Source organism: Streptomyces sp. NPDC000410 (assembly GCF_040300305.1).
Lineage (GTDB): Bacteria > Actinomycetota > Actinomycetes > Streptomycetales > Streptomycetaceae > Streptomyces.
On the sequence record NZ_JBEPDM010000035.1, the window covers coordinates 34,999 to 61,988 of the forward strand.

Below are 26,990 nucleotides of genomic sequence, written 5' to 3' on the forward strand. Positions count from 1 at the left end.
CGCGTCCGGCTCACGGCCCCAGCGGGCCTCGCCGTGGACGCGCCCTCTAGGGTGCGGGCATGATCTCGAACAGCTACCTCTCCGAACTGTTCTCGCTGGACGGCCGGGTCGCCGTGGTGACGGGCGGCAGTTCCGGCATCGGCCGGGCCATCGCCGGGGCTCTCGCGCGAGCGGGGGCGAGCGTGGTGATCGTGGCCCGCAAGGAGTCGGAACTGGCTGCCACGGTCGACGAGCTGGCGGCGGACGGCTGCCGGGCGGCCTGGGTGAGCGCCGACCTGGGCACCCGCGACGGGGTGCGCGCGGCGGCGGAGGAGGCGGCCGAGGTGTTCGGCGAGCCCGACATTCTCGTGAACAGCGCCGGGATCAACCTGCGGCCGCCGATGGGTGAGCTGGGCGACGAGGTGTGGGACGCCACGATGGCGGTGAACCTGGAGGCGCCCTACTTGCTGGGCCGGCGGTTCGGGCCCGGTATGGCCGAGCGGGGATTCGGGCGGATCATCCACATCTCCTCCCAGCAGGCGCACCGGGCGTTCGTCCAGAGCGGCGCCTACGGGGTCTCCAAGGGGGCGTTGGAGGCGCTGGCCCGCTCGCAGGCCGAGGCCTGGTCGCCGCACGGCGTCACCTGCAACACGCTGGTGCCCGGCTTCGTCATGACCCCGCTCAACGAGCGGTTGTCGTCCGACCCGGAGAAGGTGGCGGCCCTGGCCGCGCGCACGCTGGTCGGGCGCAACGGCCTGGCCGAGGACTTCGCCGGAGCGGCGGTGTTCCTGGCCGGCCGCGCCTCCGGCTACGTCACCGGGCAGGCGATCTTCGTCGATGGCGGGTTCTCCGTCCACTGACCCCGACACCGTGCGAAGACACGCGAATCCCTGCCCCCTGCCTGCTATCTGCTCAGTTTGTCCTCGATCCAGGTGGTGGCGAAGTCGATGACGTCCGCGGCCTCGAACACGTGGCTCTCGGCAGCGCCGACTGTGCCCTTGCGGCCGATTCCCGCGGCGAGCATGTCCTGGGCGATGGCTTCGAACGGCTCCTGCCCCTCGGGCACCACGGCTGAGTAGTCGAAGGCTCCGTCCTCCGAGTCGATGTCGTGGAAGCGACGCCAGACTCGCTCTCCCCGCACGAGGACGGGCTGTTCGTAGTCCACGAACCGCTTGCCGGGGGCCTTGGCCAGTGCCTCGGCGTGGTGCAGCAGTGTCATGGTGTCCAGGGGAGCACCGAGCAGAAGGACCCGGCCGTTGCGGGCGACCAGCCGCGCGAGGGGGCTGTCGGCGCCATGGGGGTCGTCCCAGGGGTGGTCGGCCATCAGCTCGGCCGCTGCCGCGCCCAGGGCCGCGAAGCTGGCATCCGGGTGACGGCTGCGGACGGCTCCGGGCCGGCGGCGCAGTGCTTCTGGCAGGCGGCCGTTGTTGTGGTCCGCCTCGCTGAGGGCGGGGTCGTACGCGGGGTGTTCCGCGCGCAGGGCGTCCTGCCAGGCCTGTGGCCAGGTGACAAAGTCATAGGGCGGCGCGTCGTTCCAGCCGCAGGTCACCATGAGGGTTCCCTGCGTTCCGACCACGTCGTGGAGAGCGCCGATGAGGGTCTGCGGTCCGCCGGCCACGTAGCCGATGGCGGACATGCGGGTGTGGAACATGACCACGTCGCCGTCGCCGAGGCCGAGCGCGGCGAGGTCATGGCTGATCCGGCTACGCGTGACAGGGCCGCCGGAGTGCTGGAGTAAGTCCATCTCGTCCATGATCAGGAACCTATCCCCGCACCATGGCCCCTGGGCAACTGAATTGATGGCGCCCGAGCACGGCTGAGTAGGTGCGCGCAGGCGTCCGGTGCGCTGCGCGCATCCGGAGCGCGCCGCCCGGCCGTGACGTCGCCGCCATGATCGACCACGACGACCTCATCGACCACGAAGCGAACCGGCGGACGCCGCTCGGCCGATGCCCTGTGCCTACGACCCCGCGGGCACCGGCGGCCAGGACAGCGCGGCCGGCCTGGAGCCCCCGACGCTGCGCTGACGTCCCGATCAGTGGCTGGTGAGTTCGCCGGTGAGCCTGCCGTGGAAGTCCGCGCTCGCGCGGTTCAGGCCGGTGATCTCCACGGTCTTGCCGCGCTGGGCGTACTTGGTCTCGATCGCGTCCAGTGCTGCGACGGAGGAGGCGTCCCAGATGTGTGCCGCGGACAGGTCGATGATGACCTTGTCGGGGTCGGTGGCGTAGCCGAACCGGCCGGCGAGGTCGTTGGAGGAGGCGAAGAACAGCTCGCCGGTGACCCGGTAGACGACCGTGGCACCGTCGGGATCGGTGACGGCGGTGACTTCGGCGCGGTGGGCGACGCGCTTGGCGAAGATCACCATGGCGGTGACCGAGCCGACGACGACGCCGACGGCGAGATTGTGGCTGACCACGACGCAGGCGACGGTGATCACCATGACGGCGATCTCCCCGGTGGGCAGCCGCTTGAGGGTCCTCGGGGCTATGGAGTGCCAGTCGAAGGTCGCGAAGCACACCATGATCATGACGGCGACCAGGGCGGCCATGGGGATGTCGGAGACGACCGGGCCGAAGACGATGCACAGCACCATCAGGAACACGCCGGCGAGGAAGGTCGAGAGGCGGGTGCGGGCGCCGGAGACCTTCACGTTGATCATGGTCTGGCCGATCATGGCGCAGCCGCCGATACCGCCGAAGAAGCCGGTCACGATGTTGGCGATGCCCTGGCCGATGGACTCGCGGGTCTTGTCGGAGCGGGTGTCGGTGATGTCGTCGACCAGCTTGGCGGTCATCAGTGACTCCATCAGGCCGACCAGCGCCATCGCGAACGCGTACGGGGCGATCGTCGTCAGGGTGTCCAGCGTGAACGGCACGTCGGGCAGGCCCGGCATGGGCAGGGCGGAGGGCAGGGCGCCCCTGTCGCCGACGGTGGGCACGGCGATGCCCGCGCCCACGGTGATCACGGTGAGGATCACGATGGACACCAGCGGGGCCGGGACCACGGTGGTGATCTTCGGGAAGAACACCATCAGCGCCAGCCCGGCCGCGATGAGCGGGTAGACGGCCCAGGGGACGTCGGTCATCTCGGGGATCTGGGCCATGAAGACCAGGATGGAGAGGGAGTTGACGAAGCCGACCATCACCGAGCGCGGGATGAACCGGATCAGCTTCGCCACCCCGAGCGCGCCGAGGAGCACCTGGAAGACGCCACCGAGAATGACGGCGGCGATCAGATGGCCGAGCCCGTGCTCACGGTTGAGCGGCGCGATGACCAGGGCGACCGCGCCCGTCGCGGCGGAGATCATCGCGCGGCGGCCGCCGACGATCGCGATGGTCACGGCCATGGTGAACGAGGCGAACAGGCCGAGCGCGGGGTCGACCCCGGCGATGATCGAGAACGAGATCGCTTCGGGGACCAGGGCCAGGCCGACGACCAGGCCGGCCAGGATTTCGGTGCGCCAGACCTTCGGATCGGACAGCCAGTCGGGCTTCAGGCCGCGCAGGCGAGCGACCCGGGACGCGGCGGGAGCAGCGGAGGACAAGGGAACGGGAACCAGTCGTGCTCGGGCACACCCTGTTCGGCAGGCCGGGGTGCGCGGAAGACAGCAAAGGCGAGGCAGCGGTTCGCCGCCCTCGCCGTCAACAACCCTACCTTAACGTTAGGGTAGAGATCGGCGGAGGTCGTCCGGGCCGCTGCCGACAGGAGCGAGCAGGTCGGAGGGGCACGGCCGTGGACGGCAAGCACATGCAGATCGGCGAGGTCGCCGCGCGGACCGAGCTGTCCCTGCGCACCATCCGCCACTACGAGGACACCGGCCTCGTCACGCCCTCCGCCCGCTCCCAGGGCGGCTTCCGGCTCTACACCGAGACCGACGTCGCCCGTCTGATGGTCATCCGCCGCATGAAGCCGCTCGGCTTCACCCTGGACGAGATGCGCGATCTGCTGGAGGCCACCGACCGCCTCGACGCCGAGGAATCGGGCGGCACGGAGGAACGGGAAGCGCTGCTCGAGCGCGTGCGGCGCTACGAACAGGCCGCCTCGCGGAAGATCGCGGACCTGCGCGCCCAGCTGGAGCGCGCCGAGGACTTCGCCGGCACCCTCCGCACGCGTCTCGCAGCCGCCCCCTGACCGGGCGCGGGCGGCATCCCGTCCCGCAAGCTCAGTGCGAGCCCGCGAGGTGCGGCGCCGGGACTCCCGCCCGACGGGCGCCCTCGTGATCGTCGGGCGGCGATCACGAGGGTCCCGGACGAGGTCAGGAGCTCGTGAGGATGACGAGTTGCCGGGTCGCCCGGGTCATCGCGACGTAGCGGTCGACCGCCCCTTCGACGCCCGTGCCGAACTTCTCCGGGTCGACGAGGACGACCAGGTCGAACTCGAGACCCTTCGAGAGCTCCGGGGTCAGCGACCGGACGCGGGACGTCGCCCGGAACGTGGGATCGCCGATGACGCAGGCGATCCCGTCGGCGTGCGCGGAGAGCCAGGTGCCGAGGACCGAGTCCAGCTCCGCGACGGATCCGTGGGCGACGGGAATGCCGCTGCTGCGGATGGAGGTCGGCACATTGGCGTCCGGGAGCGCGGCCCGGATGACCGGTTCGGCTTCGGCCATCACCTCTTCCGGTGTGCGGTAGTTGACGGTCAGCGAAGCCAGGTCGACCCGGTTGAGGCCGACCCGCTCCAGTCGTTCCCGCCACGACTCCGTGAACCCGTGCCCGGCCTGCGCACGGTCCCCGACGATGGTGAAGCTGCGGGACGGGCAGCGCTGCAGCAGCATCTGCCACTCCGCGTCGGTCAGTTCCTGGGCCTCGTCCACGACGATGTGCGCGAACGGGCCGGCGAGCAGGTCCCGGTCGGTGCCGGGCAGCGCGGTCTCGTCGATCAGGCTGTCCTGCAGGTCCTTTCCGCGCAGCATCGTCACGGCGCCTTCGCCATCGGCGTCGGCCTCGATCATGCTGTCGATGACGTTGGCCATGCGCGCGCGCTCGGCGGCGACAGCGGCCTTGTGCCGACGCTTGCGCCGGGACGTCTCCGGGTCGCCGAGCCGCCGCCGGGCCGCGTCCAGGAGGGGCAGGTCGGACACCGTCCAGGCCCGGGCGTCCTCGCGCTGCAGCTTGCGAACGTCGTCGGCGCCGAGCCAGGGAGCGCACTTGCGCAGGTAGGCGGGCACCTCCCACAGGTCTCCGACGAGGTCGGTCGCTTCGAGCATCGGCCACGCGCGGTTGAGGGTCGTGACCAGTTCCCGGTTCTGCGCCAGCGACTTGCGGAACAGCTCGGGCGGGACGTCTTCGCCGTCGTGCTTGTCCAGCAGGATCGTGACCAGCTCCTCCCAGATCTGGTCGCGCGCCTCGTTGTGCGGAGTACCCGCTTCCGGGGCTTCGAACGCCGCGGCCCAGTCGTCGGCGCTCAGCCAGATGTCCGACCAGTGGGTCTGGACCGTCATCCCCTTGGTGGGCGGCTCCTCGTAGATACCGACGGCCGGCTCGATCGCCTTCACCATGTCCGCGGACGCCTTCAGACGGGCCACGTCCGGGTCGGATTCGACCGCTGCGCCGGCTCCCTCGGCGACGAGGTCCCGCACGGTGCAGGTCTGCACGCCCTCCTCACCGAGGCTGGGCAGGACATCGGCGACGTAGTCCAGGTAGGGCCGGTGCGGACCGACGAACAGCACACCGCCCCGACGGTGACCGAGCCGGGGGTCGGAGTACAGGAGGTGGGCCGTGCGGTGCAGAGCGACGACGGTCTTTCCCGTACCCGGGCCGCCGTCGACGACGAGAGCGCCACGCGAACCCGCCCGGATGATGGCGTCCTGGTCGGCCTGGATGGTGCCGAGTACGTCGCGCATCCGGGCCGACCGGTTGCTGCCCAGGCTGGCGATGAAGGCGGACTGGTCGTCGAGCGCGGCGTGCCCTTCGAGCCCGTCGGCGGTGAACACCTCGTCCCAGTAGTCGCTGATCCGGCCGCGGGTCCAGCGGTACCTGCGGCGGCTCGTCAGACCCATCGGGTTGGCGTGGGTCGCCGCGAAGAACGGCTCGGCCGCGGGGGAGCGCCAGTCGAGCAGCAGCCGGCGGCCCGTACTGTCGGTGAGGCCGAGGCGTCCGATGTACACGGGCTCGGGGTCGTCCGCGCTGACGATGTGTCCCAGGCACAGGTCCACACCGAAGCGACGCAGCGTGCGCAGGCGGCCGGTCAGCCGGTGGATCTCGATGTCGCGGTCCATCGCTCCCCGGCCGATCCCGCCGGGCGCCATGCGCTCGGCGTCAAGGCGGTCGGACAGTTCGGCGATCGCCTGCTCAAGGCTCTCCGCGATGGCCGCGAAGTGCTGCTCGTCGCCATCGATCAGCGTCGGGTCGGCCTTGGGGGAGAGGTGGTCGGGAAGGTCGAACGCGCTGGTGGTCAGGGGGTTCATGTCAGCAGCTCCGATCTGTGGTCGAGCCCGCGAAGTGCGGCAGTCCGCAGACCCGCACCGCCGCGCCGAGTGCCCGCGACCGCGGCGCGAGTCCCACCACCGGGACGACGTCACGGCACGATTCGTAGACCGGCAAAAGCACACGCACTTAGTGAATCTCCCATTTCGCAGGTTCTGGCCTCGGACCGTGATTCTGCGGCACGACCGGGGCCTTGCCGCAAGCCCCCCGGTGCGCTATAAGTTGAGAGTGGCAAGGAGCGGGGCTCCTTGCCTTCGTCTTTTGTCGCCCGCTTTTCATCGCCCGCTGTGGACGGGCGAGCCCTTCGTGAGACGGCGACGCGCCACGCAGTGCGGTGTCCCGTTACCCTCCCTGTCATGCCAACCTCATGTCCATCGCCCGTCACACTCACCGGCAGTTATGTACGCCTGGAGCCGTTGGCGGTTGAGCATCTCGACGACTTGTTCGCGGCGGGAGGTCACGACGAGGAGGTGTGGAGGTGGCAGGGCGGCCCGGCGCCACGCACTCAGGAGGAGCTCGGCGCCAAGCTCGCCACGCTGCTGGAGGCCGCCGGGCGTCATGAGTACGTTCCCTTCGCGGTCATCCACCGGGCGAGCGGCCAGGCCGTCGGCTGGACCACGTACATGGACATCGACGTGGCCGACGAACGGCTGGAGATCGGCTGGACGTGGTACGGGCGCGCGTACTGGCGCACCATGGTCAACACGGAGTCGAAACTGCTTCTCCTCACCCATGCCTTCGAAGACCTGGGCATGGGACGCGTGCAGTTGAAGACCGATCATCTCAATCACCGCTCGCAGACGGCCATCGAGCGTCTCGGTGCGCGCCGCGAAGGGGTCCTGCGCCGTCATCGCCGACGGCCGGACGGTACCTGGCGCGACACGGTGTACTTCTCGATCCTTGCCCAGGAGTGGCCCGCGGCCAAGGAACGCCTGGCCGCCCGCCTGGGCGGACCCGGCAACTCCCGTACGCGCTCCGCGACTTGACGTAGAGGCCTGGCGCGGCTCATCGCACACGCGTGCTGTTGAATGGCGCCATGTGGATCACCGGTGCGTTGATCGGGACGCTCGTCTTCTTGCTCGTGGTGGTGGCGCCCGCGATGGTGGGGCGGCGGTTGCTCGGGGTGCGGGCAGGGGTGGTGCGGGTCGGGATTGCCGGGATGTGCGGACTCGCCGTGTCCGGAGGGCTGTTCGGACCCCGGCTGGAGGAGTCGGGGGAGCTCGCGCCGCTGCTGTCCCTGATGGTCGGGGTGGGGATGCTCGCCTCGATGGTCGTGCTCGTCGCGCTGGACATCGTGGTGCCCGTGGGGGCCGTACGGCCGCTCGGGTGGGCGCAGTCGGTGCGGGGACGGATCGCGCGGGCGCGGCGGTACTCCGGGGTGGTGCGCATCGCCACCCGGCACGGGCTCGGGCCGTATCTGCGAGGGCGGCGGCGGCCGTCGGGGGTGCGTCACGAGTTGCCGGCGCGGGAGCTGCGACAGGCCTTGCAGGCCGGCGGGACCACCTTCGTGAAACTGGGACAGCTGATGTCGACCCGGCGGGACCTGCTGCCCGAGGTGTACGTCGAGGAGCTCAGCCTGCTGCAGGACCAAGTGCCGCCCGCACCCTGGAGCGAGGTCGAGACACAGCTCCAGGAGAGCCTGGGAGCACCCGTGCGGGACCTGTTCGCCACGTTCGAGCGGGTCCCCCTGGCCGCGGCCTCCATCGCGCAGGTGCACGCGGCTGTCCTGCATGACGGCACCGAGGTCATCGTCAAGGTGCAGCGGCCCGGAATACCGGAACTCGTGGAACGCGACCTGGACATCGTCGGCCGCCTGGCCGCCGCCCTGAGCGACCGCACCGCCTGGGGGCGCGGTCTCGGGCTGAACGAGCTGGCGCGGGGCTTCGCCGTCGCGCTGCGCGAGGAGCTGGACTTCCGCGTCGAGGCCCGCAACATGACCGCGGTACGCCGGGCCGCCGAGGCGCGCGGCGACTCCAGCGTCGCCGTTCCCGTCCTGCACGGGCAGTTCAGCACCGAGCGCGTCCTCGTCATGAGCCGGGTCGAGGGCATCTCGCTCGGCAAGGCGGTCCCCGACGACGAGCGCCACGGCACCGAGCTGGCCGAGACCCTGCTCACCACGCTGCTCAACCAGATCATGCTGGACGGCGTCTTCCACGCCGATCCACACCCCGGCAACATCCTGCTCCAGCCCGACGGCACGGCCGCCCTGCTCGACTTCGGATCCGTCGGCCGGATCGACGCCGGGCTCCGCGAGGCGATGGGCGGACTCTTCCTCGCCGTCGACCGCGGCGATCCGCTCGCCCTGCGCGAGGCCCTCCTGGAGATCACCGACCGTCCCGAGGATGTCGACGAACAGCGGCTGCTGCGCGCGCTCGGGCAGTTCAGCGCCCGCCATCTGGGGCACGGGTCCGCGCCCGACGCGGAGATGTTCAGCGACCTGTTCCGGCTGGTCGCCGGCTTCCGGCTGGCGGTTCCGCCGGAGATCGCCGCCGTCTTCCGGGCCCTGGCCACCCTGGAGGGCACGCTGGTCCGCCTCTCCCCGGGCTTCAACATGCTGGAGGCGTCCCGTACGTACGCCTCGGCCCGGCTCACCGACCGGCTGGGACCGCAGAGTGCCAGGGACACGGCCCGCGACGAGCTGATCGCGCTGCTGCCTGTCCTGCGACGGCTGCCGCGCCGCCTCGACCGCCTCGGCGGTGCGCTCGAGGAGGGACGGCTCGGGGTGAATGTGCGGCTCCTCGCCGATCCCCGCGACCGGCGGGTCGTCGGCGAGCTCGTCGGGCGGGTGGTGCACGCCCTCGTCGGGATCTTCCTCGGATTCGCGGGCCTGCAACTCCTGGGGATGGACGGCGGACCGCGCGTGAGCGAGAACCTCGGGCTGTACGGACTGATGGGCTGCAACATCCTGGTGCTCTCCGCCGCCATCGTCCTCCGTACCGTCTACGTCACCAGCCGGCCCATGGAATGAACGGCCTTCATGCTCGGGCCGCATGCCGTCCGGGCCGCGCGGAACCGCACGGCCCGGACAGCGAAGGAGCCCGTGGCCTAAGGGGCCGCCGTCGGACCCGACGTGCGTGCGCGCCGGTGGCCGGTCAGCACTGCATCGCCCACACATGCGCGTCGCCGCGGTCGTTGGCGTTGGCGTTGTGGCCGACCTCCTGGCCCGGGGCCAGGCAGATCGTCCGGTCGCCGCCGGTGGACGGCCACTGGATGGCTTCCTCGTAGACGATCACGTGGTCCTTGATGCCCGGCCCCGAGATGCCGTGGTTGGCCCACGACGAGTCCGCGTCGGCGACCCAGCTCTCCCACCATTCGTCGTCCCCGGACGAGGCGAACACCTTGCCCTCGGGGTCGGTGAAGTTGACGTCGCGCCAGACGCAGAACGATCCACTGGGGCAGGGCGCGGCGTTCGCGGTGGCCGGTACGGCGAGGGCGGCGCCGGCGGTGACCAGGACGGCGGAGACGAGAGCGAGGAGGTGCTTCATGGGTGGGTGCTCTTCCGTTGAGGGGTGGATGCGGTGTGCGTGAGCAGGGTTCGGGAGCGGTCCAGGGCCAGGGCGTGCAGCCGCCGGTAGTCGGCGTGCTGGGCCGCGGGCGCCGCGGAGTGCAGGTTGCCGACGGTGGTCGAGGCCCGGAACCAGCGCTGCTGGTCGCCGTAGAGCTGCCGTTGGGCGGCGGCCAGGCAGCCGTCTGTGTGCTGGCGGATGACATGGCCGCTGGGCAGGGTGAGGGAGAGTTCGGCCGGGCCGGTACCGAAGAGTGCGTCGGCGACCCGGCGGGCGTCGTCGGGCCGCGGGGTGGGGGAGCCGGGCCGGGGCGGGGTGAGGCCTTGTCGGATCAGGCAGCGGTCGGTGAGCAGCCGCTGGGCGGCTTTGACCGTCTGCTCGGGGCTGAGTTCGATCCGCTGGGCGGGGGCGGCGCACCCGGCCAGCAGCAGGCTCGCGAAGATCAGCGGTCCGAGCGCCGCCCGCCCGGGCCGCTGCGGGCGGCGCGGGATGGGAGCCGTGGGCACGGCGGGCGGGCCTCAGCCGGGTGAGCAGTCGGAGGGGCGGGTGCGCTGGACCCCGTCCAGCTTCTCCCACCACTCCCAGTGCGGCGCGTAGTCGCCGCCGTAGATCGTCCGGTACAGGCAGCCGCCTTCACGGGGAAAGTGGATGGCGTAGAAGGTGTCCTGGCTCTGGTTGCTGAACGACTTCGCGTGCCGCTTCACATGGGGTGCGGCCTCGGAATAGCCCGTACCGTTGTAGCACCAGCCGCCGCCCGGACCCATCTCCTCCGGCTCGGGCCAGAAGCAGACGTGCCCCGGCAGGGCCGATGAGATCACGGGCAGGGTACGGGCGGGCTCGGCCGTCGCAGTGGCCGGTGCGACGGCGTTGAAGGCGAAGGCAGTCAGGAGGGCAGCGGCGTACAGGCGCATGCGGGCGTCCCCAAAGTGCGGTGAGCGGTAGGTGCTCCCGCAGCTTTCCACGCTTGATCCACGAGCAGACGCCATGATCACCCACGTCAGTGAGAAGTCGTACCGGCTCGGCCTGTCCCGTTGGTTTCCCCGGGTGAGAGTGCGTCACGGACGCGATTCGGGACCGGATCCTTCGCCGCCGCGGATGTCATCCCCTGGTCGCCGGCCGTTCACGCCACCATTCCAGCGTCGCCTTGACCTGCTCATCGACGGGGGTGGCCCGCACCGCGAACTCGGCTTCGTAGGCACCTGAGTCGGCTATGAACGGACGGTCGAACTGATAGCGGATCTCCTTCAGTTCGCGGATCAGCGGGGAGAACACCGATGCGACACCCAGCACGGCCGGCGAAAGCCTGCGTACCGCGACCGGACCCGTTCCCGACCGGGCGGCGAGCCGGTCGACCATCTCCCGGGTGGACAGCGCGGGCTCCGTCGGGACGTGCCAGGCCCGTCCCCAGGCCCGCTCCTCGCCCGCGACCTCGGCCAGGGCCCTGGCCACATCAGGGAGATAGCTCCAGCTGTGCGGGGCGTCCGGATCCCCGAGCGTGGAGACCGGCTTGCCGCGCAGCAGCCGTGGGACGACCCGAGCGGCCAGATGCCCGCCATCGGTCACACCGGGTCCGAAGAAGTCCGAGGCCCGCAACTCGACCGCCCTGATACGCCCCTGCTCATGCCGTTCCCGCGCCTGCTCCCAAACGGCCGCACGCACCCGCCCCTTGGAGCCGGTCGCCGCGAGCGGCAGCTGCTCGGTCATGGGACCGTCCACCGGACCGTAGCCGTACAGGTTTCCCAGCATGACCAGGACGGCCCCGGTCGCCTCGGCCGCCGCGCAGAGGGACGAGGCCAGCGGCGGCCATTCACTCGCCCATCGATGGTAGGGCGGTGCGGCGCAGCTGTAGATCGCGGCGGCGCCCCGCACCGCCTCGGTCAGCCGCTCGCTGTCCGCCGCGTCCAGCGCGACGTGCTCGATGCCGGGCTCAGGGCTCCGGCCCGACCTCGTGACGACCCGTACCGAGTGTCCCTTCTCGGCCAGCAGCCGAGCGGTGGCGGCCCCGGCGGGCCCGAATCCTATGACGACATGAAGGCTGCTCACCTGCGCACACTAGCGCGCGGACGGGGGCGGACGAGGGCCGCTGAGCCCCTCCGGCCCCACGGGCATCCGAGGGAACGCTGGTCCGCCTGGTTCCCGGCGGCGGGAGCGCGTGGTACACACGACCGGATCACATCACCTGTCCGCCAGCAGGGAGTTGCTCATGTCCGCGACACGACGTCAGATCCTGGCCAGAACGGGCGCGTTGGGGGCGTCCATCGCCTTTGCCGGAAGCCTCTCGGAGATCTTCGCAGGGACCGCGACCGCCCGGAGCATGGGCAGGAGCGGGTACGGACCGCTGGTCCCCGACCCCGACGGCCTGCTCGACCTCCCCCGGGGATTCCGCTACCGGGTCCTCTCCCGCGAGGGCGACCCGCTGCTCTCCGGCGAGGGCAAGGTTCCCAGCAACTTCGACGGCATGGAGGCGTTCCCCGGCCGCCGCGGCGGCACCTTCCTCGTCCGTAACCACGAGAACCGTACGAACTCCCGCTCGGCCGTGCCCCGCGTCCCCGACCTGACCTACGACCCCGGCGGCGAGGGCGGCTGTACGACGCTCGAACTGGACGGGAACAACAACGTGCGCTCCGAGCGGGTCGCCATCGCCGGCACCTCCACCAACTGCGCGGGCGGCCCCACCCCTTGGAACACCTGGCTGACCTGCGAGGAGACCGAGGGCCTCGCCGGGGAGGGGAACTACACCAAGGACCATGGGTTCATCTTCGAGGTCGATCCGTACGACCCGCGGCGCACCGGAGCCGTGCCGCTGACGGCGATGGGCCGCTTCCAGCACGAGGCCGTCGCCGTGGATCCCGGTACCGGCACGGTCTACGAGACCGAGGACGCCTTCGACAAGCCGTTCGGCCTCTTCTACCGCTTCCTCCCCGACAAGCCGATGGGCGGCCGCGGCTCGCTGCGCGCGGGCGGCCGTCTTCAGGCGCTACGTGTCCCCGGCGTGCCCGACCTCTCCTCCGTCCAGCAGCCCGGCACCACCTTCGACCGCGTCACCTGGGTGGACGTGCCCGACCCGCTCGCGCGCCGGACCCCGATCCGCTTCCAGGACTTCGGCCCCGGGGGCATCACCCATGCGCAGAAGCTGGAGGGCTGCTACTGGGGCGGCTCCTGCGTCTACTTCGTCTCCAGCTTCGCCCGCCGCGGCGACGGCTCGACGGCCGACCACTACGGCCAGGTATGGAAGTACGACCCGAAGCGGCGCCGGCTCGCCCTGGTCGTGGTCTTCGGCCCCGACACCGACATCCAGCTCCCCGGTGAGTCCCCCGACAACATCTGCCTCGCGCCCAGCGGCGGCCTGATGGTCTGCGAGGACGGCGACGGTGCCCAGCACGTCTACGGCCTCACCCGGAGGGGCGAGGTGTACGCCATGGCCCGGGGCCGCAAGAACATCGGCACGCCGGACAAGCCGGAGTGGGGCGAGTTCGCGGGCGTCACCTTCGCCCCCGACCTCCGGACGATGTACGTCAACTGCTACACGCCGGGGACGACGTTCGCCGTGACGGGTCCCTGGAACCACTGAGCTGTTCCCGGCGTCCGGTGGGGCACCGGCCGCGTGCGGGCGTGCGCGGACCGGTGTCCACGCCGTGGTCGTCAAGATCACGACGGGCGGCGATGGCCTAACGTTCCCCGCGCTCTGCAAGCGAACAGAGCTCTGCAAGCGAACAGAGGGGAGCGGCGGCGGTGAACTGGGGCGGCCCGGCAAACGGGGAGCGGAACCCGGTGTGGGATCCGGACGCGACGGAGGTCCTGCCGCGCGATCCGGGCCGGGACCTGACCTCGACACGGCCGTTGCCCAGGATCGACGGAACCGTGCAGTCGCCGTACCCCTCCGGCGGGCCCGCCGGGCTCCGGCGCGGGCGAGTGCCCCGGGGCGTGTGGGCGGGAGCCGTACTGGCGGCCTGTACGGCGGGCGGCCTCGCGGTCGGAGCCATGACGGCGGGGTCGGCCGAACCCACCGCCGGGGATCCGCCTCCCGGCCCCGCGGAATCCGCCGCAGCGGCTCCGCCTCCCGGCTCCGCATCGCCGACCCCGAGTGTGCCCGCGCCGCAGCCGACCGGCCCGGTCGGCTATCAGGTCACCGTGGTGACGGCCGATGTCGCAGGGACCGGCACGGACAGCGACGTTCAGGCACGGCTGACCGACGAGGCGGGCCGTACCTCCTCGTGGACCGTTCTGGACACGAGCGGCCACAACGATTTCGAATCGGGCGCCCGCGACACCTACGTGATCCCCGTTCCCCCCGGCTTCGGCAGCCCGGCCGCCTTCCAGCTCTGGAAGTCGGGCGAGGACGCTTGGGCCGTGCAGTCGGACGTGTCCGTCACCGGCCCGGACGGCTACTCCGCGGTCTGGCATCCGGCCGGGGAGCCGCCTCGCCTGTGGATCACCGGCGGCGACCCGGCCCCGGAAGACGGCGCACCCGTGTTCACCGCGTACAGCCCCGACGGCGGGCTCACCCGGAACACGCCATGAGGCGATCTCCACGACCGGCTCACGCCATGCCGCCGTTCTCTGTGAGGCCGGGGAGGAAGTCGGCGACCTGCGTGGCGAAGGCGTCCGGGGTGACGATGTCGAGAGCGAGCTGTTCGGCCTTGGCGCGCTTGGACCCGGCGCCCTCTCCCGCGACGACCAGGCTGGTCCGCTTCGAGACGCTGGAGGACGACTTGCCGCCCGCGCGTTCGATGAGCTCGTTCATCTGGTTGCGGGTGAGGTTCTCGAGCGGGCCGGTCATCGCGCCGGTGACCACCACGGTCATCCCGGCCAGCGGCCCCGCGGGAGCGTCCGGCTCGGCCGGGGCCGCGCTCGCACCGGCAGCGTAGGGGGCGGGGGCGGCGCCGGTTTCGGTCATGTTCACCCCGGCGGCGATGAGCTTGTCGATGACGGGTCCGACCTCGGCGAGTTCGGTGACGATCACGGGGGCCTTCTCGACGCCGATGCCCTCCACCTGCTGCATCGCTTCGGCATCGGCCGACCGGATCGCGTCCATGGTGCCGAAGTGGCGGGCGATGCGGCGGGACATGGAGCGGCCGGTGCCGCGGATACCGAGTGCGCAGAGCACCCGGTTCAGCGGGCGGGCCTTGGCCTGCTCGATCGCGGCCAGCAGGTTGTCGGTGCTGGTCGCACCCATGCGGTCCAGTCGCAGCAGCTGGTCGCGGGTGAGGCCGAACAGGTCGGCGATGTCGGTGACGAGGCCGGCGTCGGCCAGCTGTACGACACGGGTGGCGCCGAGGCCCTCGATGTCCAACTGGTCCCGGCCGGCCGCGTAGGACAGGGAGGCCACGAGGTGGCAGTTGCGGCCCCGTTCGCACCGCCACCGCTGCTCGCTGGTGTCGATCCCGGAGCCGCACTGCGGACAGGCCTCGGGGAAGCGGACGGGCAGTTCGGTGCCGGCGCGCAGGTGGGCGACGGGGGCCTCGATGCGCGGGATGATGTCGCCCGCCTTGTAGACCATGACGTGGTCGCCGATGCGCAGGTCGCGACGGGTGATGTCGGCCGGGTTGTGGAGGGTGGCGTAGGTGACGGTGGAGCCGTCGATCTCGACCGGTTCCAGCACCGCGCGCGGTGCGATGATCCCGGTGCGGCCCACCGCCCACTCCACGTCCAGCAGCCGGGTGATCTTCTCGACCGCCGGCAGCTTGTACGCGATCGCCCACCGGGGCGCCCGCGAACCCGAACCGGCATCCTGCTGATCGGCCGCCAGGTCGGCCTTGATCACGATCCCGTCGATCCCGAACGGCAGCTCGGCGCGCAGGGCGGCGATCTCCTCGACACGGGCGAGGACCTCCTCGGCGGTGGTCACCGTCAGGCCGCAGACCGCGGTCGCGGCAGCGGTGTGCACGCCCAGCGTGGTCGCGTACGCGATCAGCTCGCCATGGGGGGAGTGCTCCAGCCGCTCGGCGAGCGCCGTGCCGGTGTGCGGGAGCGGCAGCAGGCCGTAGGCGAAGAAGGTCATCTCCAGCGTGTAGGCGCGCTCCTTCGCCCGCAGGGTGCCGGCCGCGGCGTTGCGCGGATTCGCGAACGGCTCTCCGCCGTGCCGGACACGGGTGGCGTTCGCGGCCTCGAACTGCTCGGTGGTCATCAGCACCTCACCGCGCAGCTCCAGGCCGACCGGCTCCGTGAGCCGGCCGGGCAGGCCGAGGATGGTGCCGATGGCGTGCGAGACGTCCTCCCCGGCGGTCCCGTCTCCCCGGGTGATCAGCCGGGTCAGGCGTCCGTCCTCGTAGCGGGCGGCGATCGCGAGGCCGTCGAGCTTCGGTTCCACGCTCCACCGGGCGACGGGCCGCCCGATCCGCCGTTCGAGGGAGGCCGCCCAGGCGGTGAACTGCTCCGCGGAGAAGACGTTGTCCAGCGACAGCATCGGCGTGGTGTGCGGGACGTCCCCGTCGACGGCTCCGGCGGCGACCTTCCCTGTCGGTGAATCCCGCAGTACGCCGTCGGGGTGCTCCGCCTCCCAGTGCGTGATCGCGTGTATCAGCTCGTCGTACGCGGCGTCGTCGAGGTCGCTGTCGCCGCCCGTGTAGTACGCGGCAGCCGCCTTCTTGGCATCCTCGACCGCCTGCGCGTACGCGACAGCATCGGCAAGGACCGGAGTCGTTGTCATGGATGCCATCGTGCCCGGTCGCACTGACAATCGAGCTGCGCCGCCATGTGGGCAGCGGCCGGACAGGCCTCGCCGCAAGCCGCCGGGCGTGGCGCGCCCCGGAAGACGTCAGGCTTGGGAAAGGCCCGCGCAGACGTTGCGGCCGGCCACCGGGCGGGGAAGATTGAGCGCATGACCGACATGCCCGCAGCAAACGCCGAGGTGGACGTATTGGTCGTCGGCGGTGGGCCGGTCGGGCTCACCGCACGAGCGCTGCTGGAACGCTGGGGAGTGCGGACACTGCTCGTCGAGAAGCACCGCGAGCTGTCGCCGTTTCCCCGGTCCCGGCTGGTCAACGCGCGCTCCATGGAGATCTACCGCCAGCTCGGTCTCGCTGCCGGGATCACTGCCCGTGCGTTCGCACCGGAGTTCGGTCGCATCCGATTCCGCGACACCCTGCACGACGGCGACTTCGCCACCGCGGCGATGGTGGGGGTCGACGCGCCGATCCCCGAGAGCCCTGTGATCGGCGTGGTCACCTCGCAGGACCGGTTGGAACCCACCCTGCTCGCCGCGGCGGACGCGCAGGTGCTGTTCGGGGTCGAGCTCATCGACCTGGCCGAAGAACCCGAGTGTGTCGTGGCCTTGCTCGTCGACCACCGGCGCGGTGGGGAGACCCGCGTCCGTGCCCGTTACGTACTCGCTGCCGACGGTGCGAACTCCACCGTCCGGCAACGGCTGGGAATCGACACCGCGGGCCCCGGCGAGATGGCCCGCTTCACCACCGTCGTGTTCGACGCCGACCTCAACAGCTGGTGCGCCCGGCAGCCCGCCGGGGTCTACTTCACCATGCATGGCTCCTTCGCCCCGCTCTACCCCGAAGGAGGCTGGGCCTGGTTCGCTCCCACCCCCGAAGACGCCGCGCGCGTCGACTGGTCCGACCTCGTCTCTCACGCCCTCGGTCCCACGGCCGGTGTCCAGGCCGAGGTGCTGAGGGTTCAGCACTGGGTGATGAACGCGTTCGTCGCCGAGCGCTTCCGCCACGGCCGGATCCTGCTGGCCGGCGATGCCGCGCACGCGATCCCCGTCTTCGGCGGCATGGGCATGAACGCCGGCATCGCCGATGTGCACAACCTGTGCTGGAAACTGGCGGGCGTTCTCCAGGGGTGGGCCGGACCCGGCATGCTGAAGACCTACGAGACGGAACGACACCCCGTTGCCGATCTGACTCTCCGCCAGGCGGTGGCCAACACCCAACTCGCGCTTCAGGTGCAAAACCGACGCCGTGAGCAGCGCCGCCGAACCGGCGAAGCGGCGGGAGACCGGATCGAACTGCCCTGGTCGGAGCGGTACTTCGCCCAACTCGGTCTGGTGCTCGGCGTCAGCTACCACTCCGACGCCGTCCTCACCGACGGCATCACCCCGCCCGAGCCGCCCGACGCGGGCACGGACTACGTTCCCACCGCCCAGCCGGGCCACCGCATGCCACACCTCTGGCTCGCACACGACCGCTCCACGCTCGACGCCTTCGGCGAATGGTTCACCCTGCTCACCCCGGACCCCGCCCGGTGGGAGCGGCAAACCACCGCTCCATGGCCGCTGCGCATCGAGCCGCTCACCGACGAGCACGCCGGCATCTGCGGCCTCCTCCCGCGCGGCGCACTGCTCATCCGGCCCGACGGCCACATCGGCGCCCGCTGGCGCGACCGCCCACCGAGCGATTCCACCCTCCGCCACGCCCTCGCCACGATCACTGGCTCGACACCCCCGATGTGACCGAGCACCCCATGGGTCGGGCATGGGGGCGCCGGGGAGGCGGTCACGCCGTCCGCGGCGGGCGCGACCGGTGTGGCGCGATCGGCGGCTTCGCGGGTCAGGGACGATCCGCGGACGCCTCTGACACCCGGCCGGTGCCGACGATGTCATCGCCGAAGGCGGCGGCAAGCGCCTTCGTGACCACGTCGGGCAGCTCGGTCCGTCCCTCGTCCTCGGCCCAGCGCACCAACGCCGTGTGCAGGGCGGCCAGGCAGGCGCCGGCCGCCGCGTGGGCGTGGAACGCCGCGTCGGCACCGGTCGCATCGCCCCCGAGGGCGTCGACGATCGCCTGCTGGAGGGCGTAGTTGTTGTCCAGATGCCTGGCTCGCAAGGCCGGCGTGGAGATCATGAGCCGGACCCGGGCGAGCAGGAACTGCTTACTCGCCGTCAGGTCGTCTCTGGAGCCCCCGCTGGTCAACGCCGCGGCCGAGTCGATGAGCGCGCCGCCGATGCGACGGACCAGGGGCTGTGTGGCGGACGACGCGACGATCCGCTCGGTGACGAGCTGAGCGCGCTGGTCGATGAGGACGAGGTCTTCCTTCGTGGGGAAGTGCCGGTACACGGTCATGGGCGACACGCCTGCGGCTTCGGCGACGTCGGTCACGGTCGTGGCGTCGTATCCCCGCTCGGTGAACAGCCGCACCGCGTACGCCTGGATCGTGCGCTGCGTCTCGGCTCGCCGCTGTGCTCGCAGCGTTGAGTGCTGGTTGGGCATGTGGTAGACCCTACCGGAGTGATAGTGACTACCAGATTGGTAGTCGCTGACAATTCAAGGGGGGAGCGGGATGACTGGTCCGACCGGCAGGACGGCTCTTGTGACCGGGGCATCGCGCGGCATAGGGCGGGCCATCGCCGTCCGGTTGGCGGCGCAGGGGGCGGCGGTCATCGTGCACTTCGGCACGGACGAGCGCGGTGCGGCGGCGACGGTCGAAGAGATCGGACGTACCGGCGGAACCGCGCTCGCCGTCGGGGCGGAGCTGGGGGTGGACGGCGACGTCGACACGCTCTTCGCGGGAGTGGAGGCCGCTCTGGCCGGACAGCCACTCGACGTGCTCGTCAACAACGCGGCGGCCGCGCCCGCCGGTCCGATCGGAGTCACGACGCGGGAGGAGTTCGACCACCTCTTCGCGGTGAACGTACGGGCGCCGTACTTCATCATCCAGCGTGCGCTGCCCCTGCTCCGCGACGGTGGCCGCATCGTCACGATCTCGTCCGTGGCGACCCGGATGGCCAACCCCACCCAGACGTCCTTCGCCATGACGAAGGGCGCGGTCGAGACGATGAGCATGACCTTGGCCAACGAGCTCGGGGTCCGGGGAATCACGGTGAACGCGGTCGCGCCCGGCGCCACCCGGACGCCGGCCAACGGACCGTCCTTCGAAGCGCCGGGCCTGGCCGAACTCATCGCCGGAACGACGGCGCTCGATCGCCTGGGCGGGCCCGACGACGTCGCCGACGTCGTCGCGTTCCTCGCCTCGGACGCCGCGCGCTGGATCACCGGACAGGTCATCGACGCAAGCGGTGGCCTGTTCCTCGGCCCGCGCGTCTGATCGCGGGCCGACCGGGCCGCACACACCGCCGGCACCGGACGCCGGGGGAGAGCCGGTCACCACCGCCCATGCCCAGCTGGTCGCTTCGGCGACGGGCCTGTCACCGTGGACGCGCGGCACACCCCCGGCGCACGTACTGCCGGCGCGCTACCAGCTGCGGTCCAGCAGGTACGTGAACAACGCGTCCAGATCCCCGGCCGCTCCTGGCGTGAGCGACGCCTCCCGCAGACCGCGACGGGCGGTGTCCAGATGCCGGCGGGCCTCCCCACGGGTCGCGGCCCGCCCGCCCGCCTCCTCCACGAGCGCGGCGGCACGTGCCGCCGCCGCGCCGTCCAGCTGCCCGGGGGACTCCAGCAGCACCGCCAGCTCCCGCGCGGCCGGCCCGCCCCCGGCCAGCGCGGCGAGCACCGGGTAGGTCTTCTTGCGCTGCCGCAGGTCGCCGTGGACGGGCTTGCCGGTCACCGCTGTGTCACCCCAGATACCGAGCAGGTCGTCCACCGCCTGGAAGGCGACGCCCAGATGACGCCCGGCCCGCTCCAGTACCGACACCGTTCCGGCGGGAGCCCCGCCGAGCACCGCACCGAGCGCGATCGCACAGCCCAGCAAAGCCCCCGTCTTGTGCTCCGCCATCGACCGGTACTGCTCCGGCCCCACCGCTCCGGGTCCGCTCCACGGGCGCTCTTCGAACCGCAGGTCCTCCGCCTGCCCGCGCACCAGCGCGTTCAGCGTCCCGCACAGGTGCCGGACCGCGGCCGCCGACCAGGGGCTCGGAGCCTCGGCCAGACTCTGCACGGCCAGGGCGTGGAGCGCGTCCCCGGCCAGGACGGCCGGACCCGTCCCGTAGGCCTTCCACACCGCCGGACGCTGCCGCCGCAGGGCGTCGCCGTCCATGATGTCGTCGTGCAGCAGGGAGAACGTGTGCACCAGTTCCACGGCCACCGCACCCGCGACAGCGACGCCGCCGTCCGCCCCCACCGCCTCGGCCCCCAGCACGGCGAGCGCCTGCCGCACTCCCTTGCCCTCGGAGCCGCCCGGATCGGGCGTCCCGGACGTGTCGCTCCAGCCCAGCGCGTACGCCGCCATCTCACCGGTCCAGGGATGCAGCCGCCCCACCGCCTCCACCAGCGCGGGCCGCACCAGCTCACGAGAGCGCGCCAGGACCCCGGCCACCGCGGCGCGGTGACCGGGGGACTCACCCATCGCGGAAGTGGCCGCCGCGTCCTGTGAGCAGGTGGGGGAGTACACCGGTGACGACGACGTCAGGAAGGAACTCACCGCAGTCCCTCCACATCGGCCGCCCGCAGCGCCTCGGCCCCGCCCGCCGGCAACACCGGCTCCCCGGCCCCCGGCCCGCCTCCGGCCGTGTCCGGCAGCGGCCCCACGCCCAGCTCGGCCGCCGCCTTCTCCACCATCTCCCGGGCGTGCCGCAGCCCGATACGGTCCAGCGTCGAGCGCAGCTCCGCCAGCTCGGCGGCGCTCTGCGCGGCGTCCCGGCCCAGCCGGGCACGCGCCTTGACCAGCCCCAGCCGCGACAGCGCCGTCCCCCGCGGCTCCTCCATCTCGCGGAACTCCTCCAGCGCCTGCGTGTACAGATCACGGGCCTGCGCGTACCGGCCCGCCCGATACAGCACGTTGCCGCGCATCTTGTGGTTGTAGGCGAGCGCGCTCGACAGGCGCATCTCCCGGCAGGCCTCCTCCGCCCGCGACAGCAGCGACAGGGCCCGCTCCACCTCCCCGTCACGCACGGACACCACATCGGCGATGCCCCGCAGCGCCCACGCCCACCCGCGCCGGTCCTCGGCACGCAACGCCGTCTCGGCCGCCTCCTCGAACAGCTCCAGCGCCTCGTCGTAGGCACCGGTGTTGCGGTGCATCTGCGCGATGCCCGACAGCGCCCAGACCGTATGCCGGGCCTCACCGCGCCGGCGGGCCTCGGCCAGCAACTGCTCGTGCAGCCTCCGCACGGCCCCGTAATCGCCCTGTATGCGCCCCGTCTCGGCCAGCCCCGCCAGCGAATAGCCCCGCACGACGACGTCACCGCCCCGCTCGCCCATCTCGGCCGCCAGCCGCAGCAACCGGTACGCCAGCGGGAACGCCCCCCGCTGCCGGGCGAGCGTGCCGCCACTCCACAGGGCCCACGCCATCGCCCCCTCGTGACCGGCCGAACGCGCCGCCCGGTAGCTCGCCTTCCACGCCCGGTCGGCCTCCTCGATCCGCCCCAGCCTCCGGTACGCCTCCGCGACGGCCAGCCCGCAGCGCGCCATCTCCCGCCCGTCACCGGCCCGTTCCGCCGCCCGCAGCTCATCGATGCCCCGGGCGAGCACCTCGGCCAACGAGGCGTTCACCGACAGTGACCCGAGAGCCCCCTGGTACTCCGGCGCGGACGCCTTCGCCCGTGCCGCCTCACTTACCCGACCTGCCATCAGGACCCTCCTTCAGTCGACCTGATCAGCAAGACGTCGACGGAAGGACGAGGTTCCGCGCAGGCCGCGAAGTCCATCTCCCTACGGGTGCCGGGTCATCCTCGAGTGCTACGCGGCGCACCGGGGATCGTCAGCGAGACGTACGATCCCCGGCTGACCGGGCGACACAGCAGGATGGACCCAGCGGTCGCGTTCGACGCGGGCCGGGTCGGCGCGCGGCCGGCTCAGCCGGTCGTGGCCTGCGGGAGCGCCGTGAACGTGGCCTCGGTGAACTCGGTGACCTCGGAGAAACCGAGCCTGCGGTAGAGCCCGACGGCCGTGGCGTTGTCCGCCCGGACGTTCAGCCCGATGTGGTCCACGGTCTTCCCGAGGCGCCGGCACAGTTCGGCGACGCAGGCTCCGCCCGCGCCCTGCCCGCGCACCTCGGGGTGTGTGGTGACATTCCCGATCGCGGCGACCCGGTAGGCGGGCGAGTAGACGTGCACGCCCGCGACGGCGACCAGTCGCCCGTCCTGCCGGGCGCCCACGTACTGGCCGGTGTCGAGCATCCTGTGGTCGAACCAGTTGCCCGGGTACGCCTGCGCGAACAGCGCCAGCAAGTCCGGCAGGTCGCCCCGCCCCAGCGGGGCGGGGCGCCACGGACCGCCCGGGTGCGGGGCGGCACGGCCGGGGTCGGTGAGTGCCATCCGCAGCAGCGTGCCGTGCGGCTGCACCGCGTACGCCGGCTCCAGCACCTTGCCCGCCGCTCCGGTCAGATGCCCGAAGAAGCGCCGGGGGAGGACGGGCAACAGCGCACCGGCCAGCTCCTCCAGCTCCGAGGCCTGACCGGGGCGGGAGAAGGCGAGCAGGGTCGGGATGTCGCCGACCGCGTACAGCAGCGCGACCGGGCCGTTCCGCGACATCGTGTACCAACTGGTGTGGGGCCACAACAGATCGTCGAGATCGCCCAGTTCCATCAGGTGCATCGCCGGATCACGCCCGAAGCGTTCTGCCAGAGCGGATCGGTCGTGAAGGCTGCGCAGGGTCACCCGTTCAGCGTACGGCGGTGCCTGAGCCCGGCCCTGGCAGGGTACGACCTGGCCCGGGAAGAACGTCCGTCGAGCGCCGCCGGAGTGCTTCCATGTCCAGGAGGCGGCCGTCGACAGTCCCGATGAGCAAGTGCCCTTGTCGCGCCACGACGAGGGACAGTGCGGTGGTCGGCACTCCGTCGACTTCGAGTTCGGTATGCCGACGCACCGAGCCGTTCTCGGCGTCCAGCGCTGTCAGGGCTCCGGAGTTGCACGCCACGTAGACGGTCTCCCCGTCGGTGTCGAGGGCGGTCGCTGGATGATCGGCGGTGCTGCCGGCGCACGGTCCCGTTCAGGGACCGCCGTACGACGTAGGCGCCACCGCGCTGGAGCCCGTAACCATCGTGGACGGTGCCGGCGTACACCAGGGACTGCCCGAGCTCGATTCGACGACAGGACCTAGGGGACCGTACGGGCCGCGGGAGCCTCGCCGAGCAGCCGCGCGCGGAACAGGCCGAGCACCTGGTCCAGCGCCGCCCGGGTCGGCTCGCCAGGTGCGTCGAGCAGATGCTCGGTCAGCACGGAGTGCGGGGGAAGTACGCCATCGGGGTTCGCCGCGCCGTCGTCCAGCTCGACGGCGACGAAGGCGTCGCCGAGCTCGCGCCGCAGGAACGCGAACCGGTCCCCGGGCACGAGCCGGTCGCCCTTGAACCGCAGTCCCATGACCTGCAATCCCTCCCGCTCGCAGCGCCCCCGTACGACGGCGAGCTCCTCGGCGCCGATGTCGATCGTCCGCGAACGGCCCGCCGAGACGGCCAACGGCAGCGACGGCTGGGACAGCACCGGGGCGATCAGCCGTGCGTCGGTCGCCATGGCCAGGGCGAATCCCCCGGTCAGGCACATGCCGACGGCTCCGACGCCCGGGCCGCCGCACCGCTCGTGCTCGTCGGCGGCCAGGGCGCGCAGCCAGGCCACGACCCGAGAACTGCGGCCCGTGGCCAGTACGGTGAACTCCCGGCTCACGCACACCTTCAGCATCGACGAGGCCGTGTACCGCCCGGCGCTCAGCGGGCCGTGCGCATCGGGACGGGGGTCGCGGCCGGGCTCGCCGAACAACACGGGGAGCACGGCCGTGCAGCCGATCGCCGCCAGGCGGTCCGCGAACTCCAGCACCTTCGGCGTGATGCCCGGGATCTCGGCCATCACGATCACTGCCGGACCGGTGCCGCGCCGCAGGATCGGGCGTCCGATCCCCTCGTGGGTGAACGTGCTCTTCTCGTAGCCGGTCAGGTCGTGGTCCGCCATGACTCTCCCCATCCCCTCCGCGCGCCGGAGCCGGCCGCCGAGCGAACCTCGCCGACCGGGTCGAGTCTGGCACACGGCGCACCGGTGCCCGGCCCTGCCCGGCGGCCTCGCCTGCGAACCAGCGAAGGCGAGTTGACCCTCCCCCTACGTCAGGCTTGAGGCTGTGGACCGACGAAAGGGGAGGTGGATGAGCTACTCCGTGGGGCAGGTCTCGGCGTTCGCCGGGGTGACGGTGCGTACGCTGCACCACTACGACAAGGCGGGGCTGCTCTCGCCCAGCGGCCGCAGCCACGCCGGCTACCGGCTCTACAGTGACGCCGACCTGGTCCGGCTCCAGCAGATCCTCTTCTACCGCGAGCTCGGCTTCGCCCTCGACGACATCGCCGCGATCCTCAAGGATCCCCAGGCGAACGCGCTGGAGCAGCTCCGTGCCCGGCAGCGGCAGTTGAGTGAGGAGATCGCCAGACTGCGGCAGCTGGCCGAGGTGGCGGAACGGGCGATAGAGGTCCAGAAGGCCGGGGTGTCCCTGACCCCTCAGGAACGCTTCGAAGTCTTCGGTGGGATTTCCTTCGACCTGAGCTATGCCACCGATGCGGAGCTGAAGTGGGCGCATTCGGAGGGACAGCGCGAGGCGATGGCGCGTGCGGCCGCCCATTCCAAGGAGGACTGGCGCCAGCTCATGGGCGAGGCCGCCGCGTGGCGCGCGGAGCTGCTCGCGGCCTTCGACGAGGGTGAGCCGAGCGACGGCGAGCGGGCCATGGACCTCGCCGAGGAGCACCGTCTGCACATCTCACGCTGGTTCACCTCCTGCCCGCCCGCGATGCACCGGCGCATCGCGGACGACTTCGCCGCCGACCCGCGCGCGTTCGCTCTGGTCGTACCGCCGGCGCGGCAACGCCCGGGTCTGGCCGCCTATACGCGCAAGGCGGTCCACGCCAACGCGGCCCGCCATGTCGCGTCAGTCGGCCGTACCGATTCCGAGGAGGACCGATGAGGATCCTGATCGCCGCGGCCGGATCCCGCGGCGACGTCGCGCCCTACACGGGCCTGGGCGCCGAACTGCGCCGGGCCGGACACGACGTCGCCGTCGCGACCACGGACGCCTTCGCACCCCTCGTACGCGACGCCGGACTGGCATTCCGCAGCCTCCCCGCCGACCCGCGGACGCACGGCGGCGGCGGTGTCACGCGCAAGCGTGACCTGATGCGTACCGCTACCGCGTTCATCACCGAACTGGGCCAGGGGTTCGCCGACGCGATGGCCGACGACACGGATCTGCTTCTGCTGTCGACCACCACGGCCCCGCTCGGCTGGCACCTCGCCGAGGCCACGGGAACACCGAGCCTCGGCGTGTACCTCCAACCCACGGCACCCACCGGCGACTTCCCGCCCGTCGTCACCGGCTCCCGCTCCCTGGGCCGCCCCGCCAACCGCCTGGCCGGACGCTTCGCTCTCCGCATGGCCGACCGCGTCTACGAGCAGGCGGTCGTGGAGCTGCGCCGCCGTCTCCAGCTGCCCCCGCTCTCCCCTTCCGCGGCGCGCCGACGGCAGGAGCGGGCGAACTGGCCCGTCCTGCACGGCTTCAGCACGGCCCTGGTGCCCCGCCCCTCCGGCTGGCGCTCAGGCCTGGAGGTCGTGGGCAACTGGTGGCCCCGTCACGACGCGGCCGGACGGCTGCCCGCGGACCTGGAGGACTTCCTTCGCGCCGGACCCCGGCCCGTCCTCATCGGCTTCGGGAGCATGGCGGCCGACGACGGGGAACGGCTGAGCGAGATCGCCGTGCGAGCCCTGCGCCGCGCCGGGCTGCGCGGCATCCTCCAGGCCGGCAGCGCCGGTCTCGCCGCCGACGGCGACGACGTCCTCACCATCGGGGACGTACCGCACGCCCTGCTGTTCCCACGGCTCGCCGTGGTGGTCCACCATGCCGGGGCCGGCACCTCGGCCGCCGCGTTGCGCGCCGGAGTGCCCGCGGTCACCGTACCGGTGACGGCCGACCAGCCGTTCTGGGCGGGACGACTCGCCGCCCTCGGCGCCGCGACCGACCCGATCCCCTTCCGATGCCTCACCGCCGAACGGCTCGCCGACTCACTCCGCCGCGTGGTGAGGCAGCAGACGTACGCGCGAGCCGCCGCGAAAGCGGCGCGACACATGGCGACCGAGGACGGAGCAGGCCAGGTCCTCAAGGCCGTCCAGCAGTCGGCCAGTGGATGCCCTCGCTGATCCCGATGGCAGACCCCGCTGACACGCTCCGTTCTCCCGGTGGCGCCCCTCGCACGGCGGAGGGCTCTGACAGCTCTTCCGTGTCGACTGCGCCACACCCGGCATCGCAACGCCGAGGCGAACCGGGACTGC

Annotated in this window: 23 protein-coding genes; 10 read left to right on the forward strand and 13 right to left on the reverse strand. The window is 71.9% G+C overall.

Annotated features, from left to right (window positions below):
* Positions 1-59 precede the first annotated feature (59 nt).
* Complete coding sequence (locus tag ABT342_RS27420; protein WP_351579319.1) at positions 60-839, forward strand: SDR family NAD(P)-dependent oxidoreductase; 780 nt, start codon at positions 60-62, stop codon at positions 837-839.
* Positions 840-883: 44 nt separating this feature from the next.
* On the opposite strand, the gene aac(3) is transcribed toward ABT342_RS27420, so the two are convergent.
* Both aac(3) and ABT342_RS27430 read right to left on the reverse strand, forming a co-directional pair.
* Positions 884-1,732, reverse strand: coding sequence for an aminoglycoside 3-N-acetyltransferase (gene aac(3), locus ABT342_RS27425; RefSeq protein WP_351579322.1), 849 nt, complete (start codon positions 1,730-1,732; stop codon positions 884-886).
* A 282-nt stretch (positions 1,733-2,014) separates the two neighbouring features.
* On the reverse strand, positions 2,015-3,523 hold the full coding sequence (locus tag ABT342_RS27430; protein ID WP_351579325.1) for a SulP family inorganic anion transporter: 1,509 nt from the start codon (positions 3,521-3,523) through the stop codon (positions 2,015-2,017).
* Positions 3,524-3,711: 188 nt separating this feature from the next.
* Between ABT342_RS27430 and ABT342_RS27435 the strand changes: the two genes are divergently transcribed.
* Positions 3,712-4,110, forward strand: a complete 399-nt coding sequence (locus ABT342_RS27435; protein WP_351579328.1) for a MerR family transcriptional regulator — start codon at positions 3,712-3,714, stop codon at positions 4,108-4,110.
* Between the two features lie 124 nt (positions 4,111-4,234).
* Here the strand turns inward: ABT342_RS27435 and helR are convergent, their stop codons facing one another.
* Entirely contained in the window at positions 4,235-6,385 is a 2,151-nt protein-coding gene (helR, locus tag ABT342_RS27440; RefSeq protein WP_351579331.1) for an RNA polymerase recycling motor ATPase HelR, read from the reverse strand.
* 375 nt (positions 6,386-6,760) lie between these two features.
* Here helR and ABT342_RS27445 point away from each other — a divergent pair, with 375 nt between their 5' ends.
* A complete protein-coding gene (locus ABT342_RS27445) occupies positions 6,761-7,390 on the forward strand; it encodes a GNAT family N-acetyltransferase (RefSeq protein WP_351579334.1) in 630 nt (209 codons plus the stop codon).
* Positions 7,391-7,440: 50 nt separating this feature from the next.
* Positions 7,441-9,372, forward strand: coding sequence for an ABC1 kinase family protein (locus tag ABT342_RS27450; protein ID WP_351579336.1), 1,932 nt, complete (start codon positions 7,441-7,443; stop codon positions 9,370-9,372).
* Positions 9,373-9,496: 124 nt separating this feature from the next.
* On the opposite strand, the gene ABT342_RS27455 is transcribed toward ABT342_RS27450, so the two are convergent.
* The 4 genes from ABT342_RS27455 to ABT342_RS27470 form a co-directional block, all read right to left on the reverse strand.
* The gene (locus ABT342_RS27455) at positions 9,497-9,889 is read right to left on the reverse strand and encodes a peptidase inhibitor family I36 protein (protein WP_351579338.1); all 393 of its coding nucleotides are present in this window, start codon (positions 9,887-9,889) and stop codon (positions 9,497-9,499) included.
* The gene (locus ABT342_RS27460) at positions 9,886-10,416 is read right to left on the reverse strand and encodes a hypothetical protein (protein WP_351579340.1); all 531 of its coding nucleotides are present in this window, start codon (positions 10,414-10,416) and stop codon (positions 9,886-9,888) included. The genes ABT342_RS27455 and ABT342_RS27460 overlap by 4 nt, the downstream gene beginning before the upstream one ends.
* 12 nt (positions 10,417-10,428) lie before the next feature.
* Positions 10,429-10,821 carry a hypothetical protein gene (locus ABT342_RS27465; protein ID WP_351579343.1) on the reverse strand — a complete coding sequence of 131 codons (393 nt, stop codon included), beginning with the start codon at positions 10,819-10,821 and terminating at the stop codon, positions 10,429-10,431.
* Between the two features lie 187 nt (positions 10,822-11,008).
* Positions 11,009-11,953: an NAD-dependent epimerase/dehydratase family protein gene (locus tag ABT342_RS27470; RefSeq protein ID WP_351579346.1), complete on the reverse strand. Its 945-nt coding sequence runs from the start codon at positions 11,951-11,953 to the stop codon at positions 11,009-11,011.
* A gap of 160 nt (positions 11,954-12,113) precedes the next feature.
* On the opposite strand from ABT342_RS27470, the gene ABT342_RS27475 reads away from it, so the two are divergent.
* Together ABT342_RS27475 and ABT342_RS27480 are read left to right on the forward strand one after the other, a co-directional pair.
* Positions 12,114-13,481: an alkaline phosphatase PhoX gene (locus tag ABT342_RS27475; protein WP_351579349.1), complete on the forward strand. Its 1,368-nt coding sequence runs from the start codon at positions 12,114-12,116 to the stop codon at positions 13,479-13,481.
* A 200-nt stretch (positions 13,482-13,681) separates the two neighbouring features.
* A complete protein-coding gene (locus tag ABT342_RS27480; RefSeq protein WP_351579352.1) occupies positions 13,682-14,431 on the forward strand; it encodes a PLAT/LH2 domain-containing protein in 750 nt (249 codons plus the stop codon).
* A gap of 19 nt (positions 14,432-14,450) precedes the next feature.
* Here ABT342_RS27480 and ligA read toward each other — a convergent pair whose 3' ends face one another.
* Positions 14,451-16,568, reverse strand: a complete 2,118-nt coding sequence (gene ligA / locus ABT342_RS27485) for an NAD-dependent DNA ligase LigA (RefSeq protein WP_502965628.1) — start codon at positions 16,566-16,568, stop codon at positions 14,451-14,453.
* A 162-nt stretch (positions 16,569-16,730) separates the two neighbouring features.
* Here ligA and ABT342_RS27490 point away from each other — a divergent pair, with 162 nt between their 5' ends.
* Positions 16,731-18,314: an FAD-dependent monooxygenase gene (locus ABT342_RS27490; RefSeq protein ID WP_351579358.1), complete on the forward strand. Its 1,584-nt coding sequence runs from the start codon at positions 16,731-16,733 to the stop codon at positions 18,312-18,314.
* Positions 18,315-18,411: 97 nt separating this feature from the next.
* Here the strand turns inward: ABT342_RS27490 and ABT342_RS27495 are convergent, their stop codons facing one another.
* The gene (locus ABT342_RS27495; RefSeq protein WP_351579361.1) at positions 18,412-19,068 is read right to left on the reverse strand and encodes a TetR/AcrR family transcriptional regulator; all 657 of its coding nucleotides are present in this window, start codon (positions 19,066-19,068) and stop codon (positions 18,412-18,414) included.
* Positions 19,069-19,138: 70 nt separating this feature from the next.
* Here ABT342_RS27495 and ABT342_RS27500 point away from each other — a divergent pair, with 70 nt between their 5' ends.
* Positions 19,139-19,903, forward strand: coding sequence for an SDR family NAD(P)-dependent oxidoreductase (locus ABT342_RS27500; RefSeq protein WP_351579364.1), 765 nt, complete (start codon positions 19,139-19,141; stop codon positions 19,901-19,903).
* A 147-nt stretch (positions 19,904-20,050) separates the two neighbouring features.
* Here the strand turns inward: ABT342_RS27500 and ABT342_RS27505 are convergent, their stop codons facing one another.
* The 4 genes from ABT342_RS27505 to ABT342_RS27525 form a co-directional block, all read right to left on the reverse strand.
* Positions 20,051-21,103 (reverse strand): polyprenyl synthetase family protein, encoded by a 1,053-nt coding sequence (locus ABT342_RS27505; protein WP_351579442.1) that lies wholly within the window; start codon positions 21,101-21,103, stop codon positions 20,051-20,053.
* Positions 21,104-21,174: 71 nt separating this feature from the next.
* Positions 21,175-22,326, reverse strand: a complete 1,152-nt coding sequence (locus tag ABT342_RS27510) for a tetratricopeptide repeat protein (protein WP_351579367.1) — start codon at positions 22,324-22,326, stop codon at positions 21,175-21,177.
* 224 nt (positions 22,327-22,550) lie between these two features.
* A complete protein-coding gene (locus ABT342_RS27515) occupies positions 22,551-23,354 on the reverse strand; it encodes a GNAT family N-acetyltransferase (RefSeq protein WP_351579370.1) in 804 nt (267 codons plus the stop codon).
* 438 nt (positions 23,355-23,792) lie between these two features.
* Positions 23,793-24,638, reverse strand: coding sequence for a dienelactone hydrolase family protein (locus ABT342_RS27525; RefSeq protein ID WP_351579376.1), 846 nt, complete (start codon positions 24,636-24,638; stop codon positions 23,793-23,795).
* A 187-nt stretch (positions 24,639-24,825) separates the two neighbouring features.
* On the opposite strand from ABT342_RS27525, the gene ABT342_RS27530 reads away from it, so the two are divergent.
* Together ABT342_RS27530 and ABT342_RS27535 are read left to right on the forward strand one after the other, a co-directional pair.
* Positions 24,826-25,632 (forward strand): MerR family transcriptional regulator, encoded by an 807-nt coding sequence (locus tag ABT342_RS27530; RefSeq protein WP_351579378.1) that lies wholly within the window; start codon positions 24,826-24,828, stop codon positions 25,630-25,632.
* Positions 25,629-26,858, forward strand: coding sequence for a glycosyltransferase (locus ABT342_RS27535; protein ID WP_351579380.1), 1,230 nt, complete (start codon positions 25,629-25,631; stop codon positions 26,856-26,858). The genes ABT342_RS27530 and ABT342_RS27535 overlap by 4 nt, the downstream gene beginning before the upstream one ends.
* Positions 26,859-26,990: the final 132 nt, after the last annotated feature.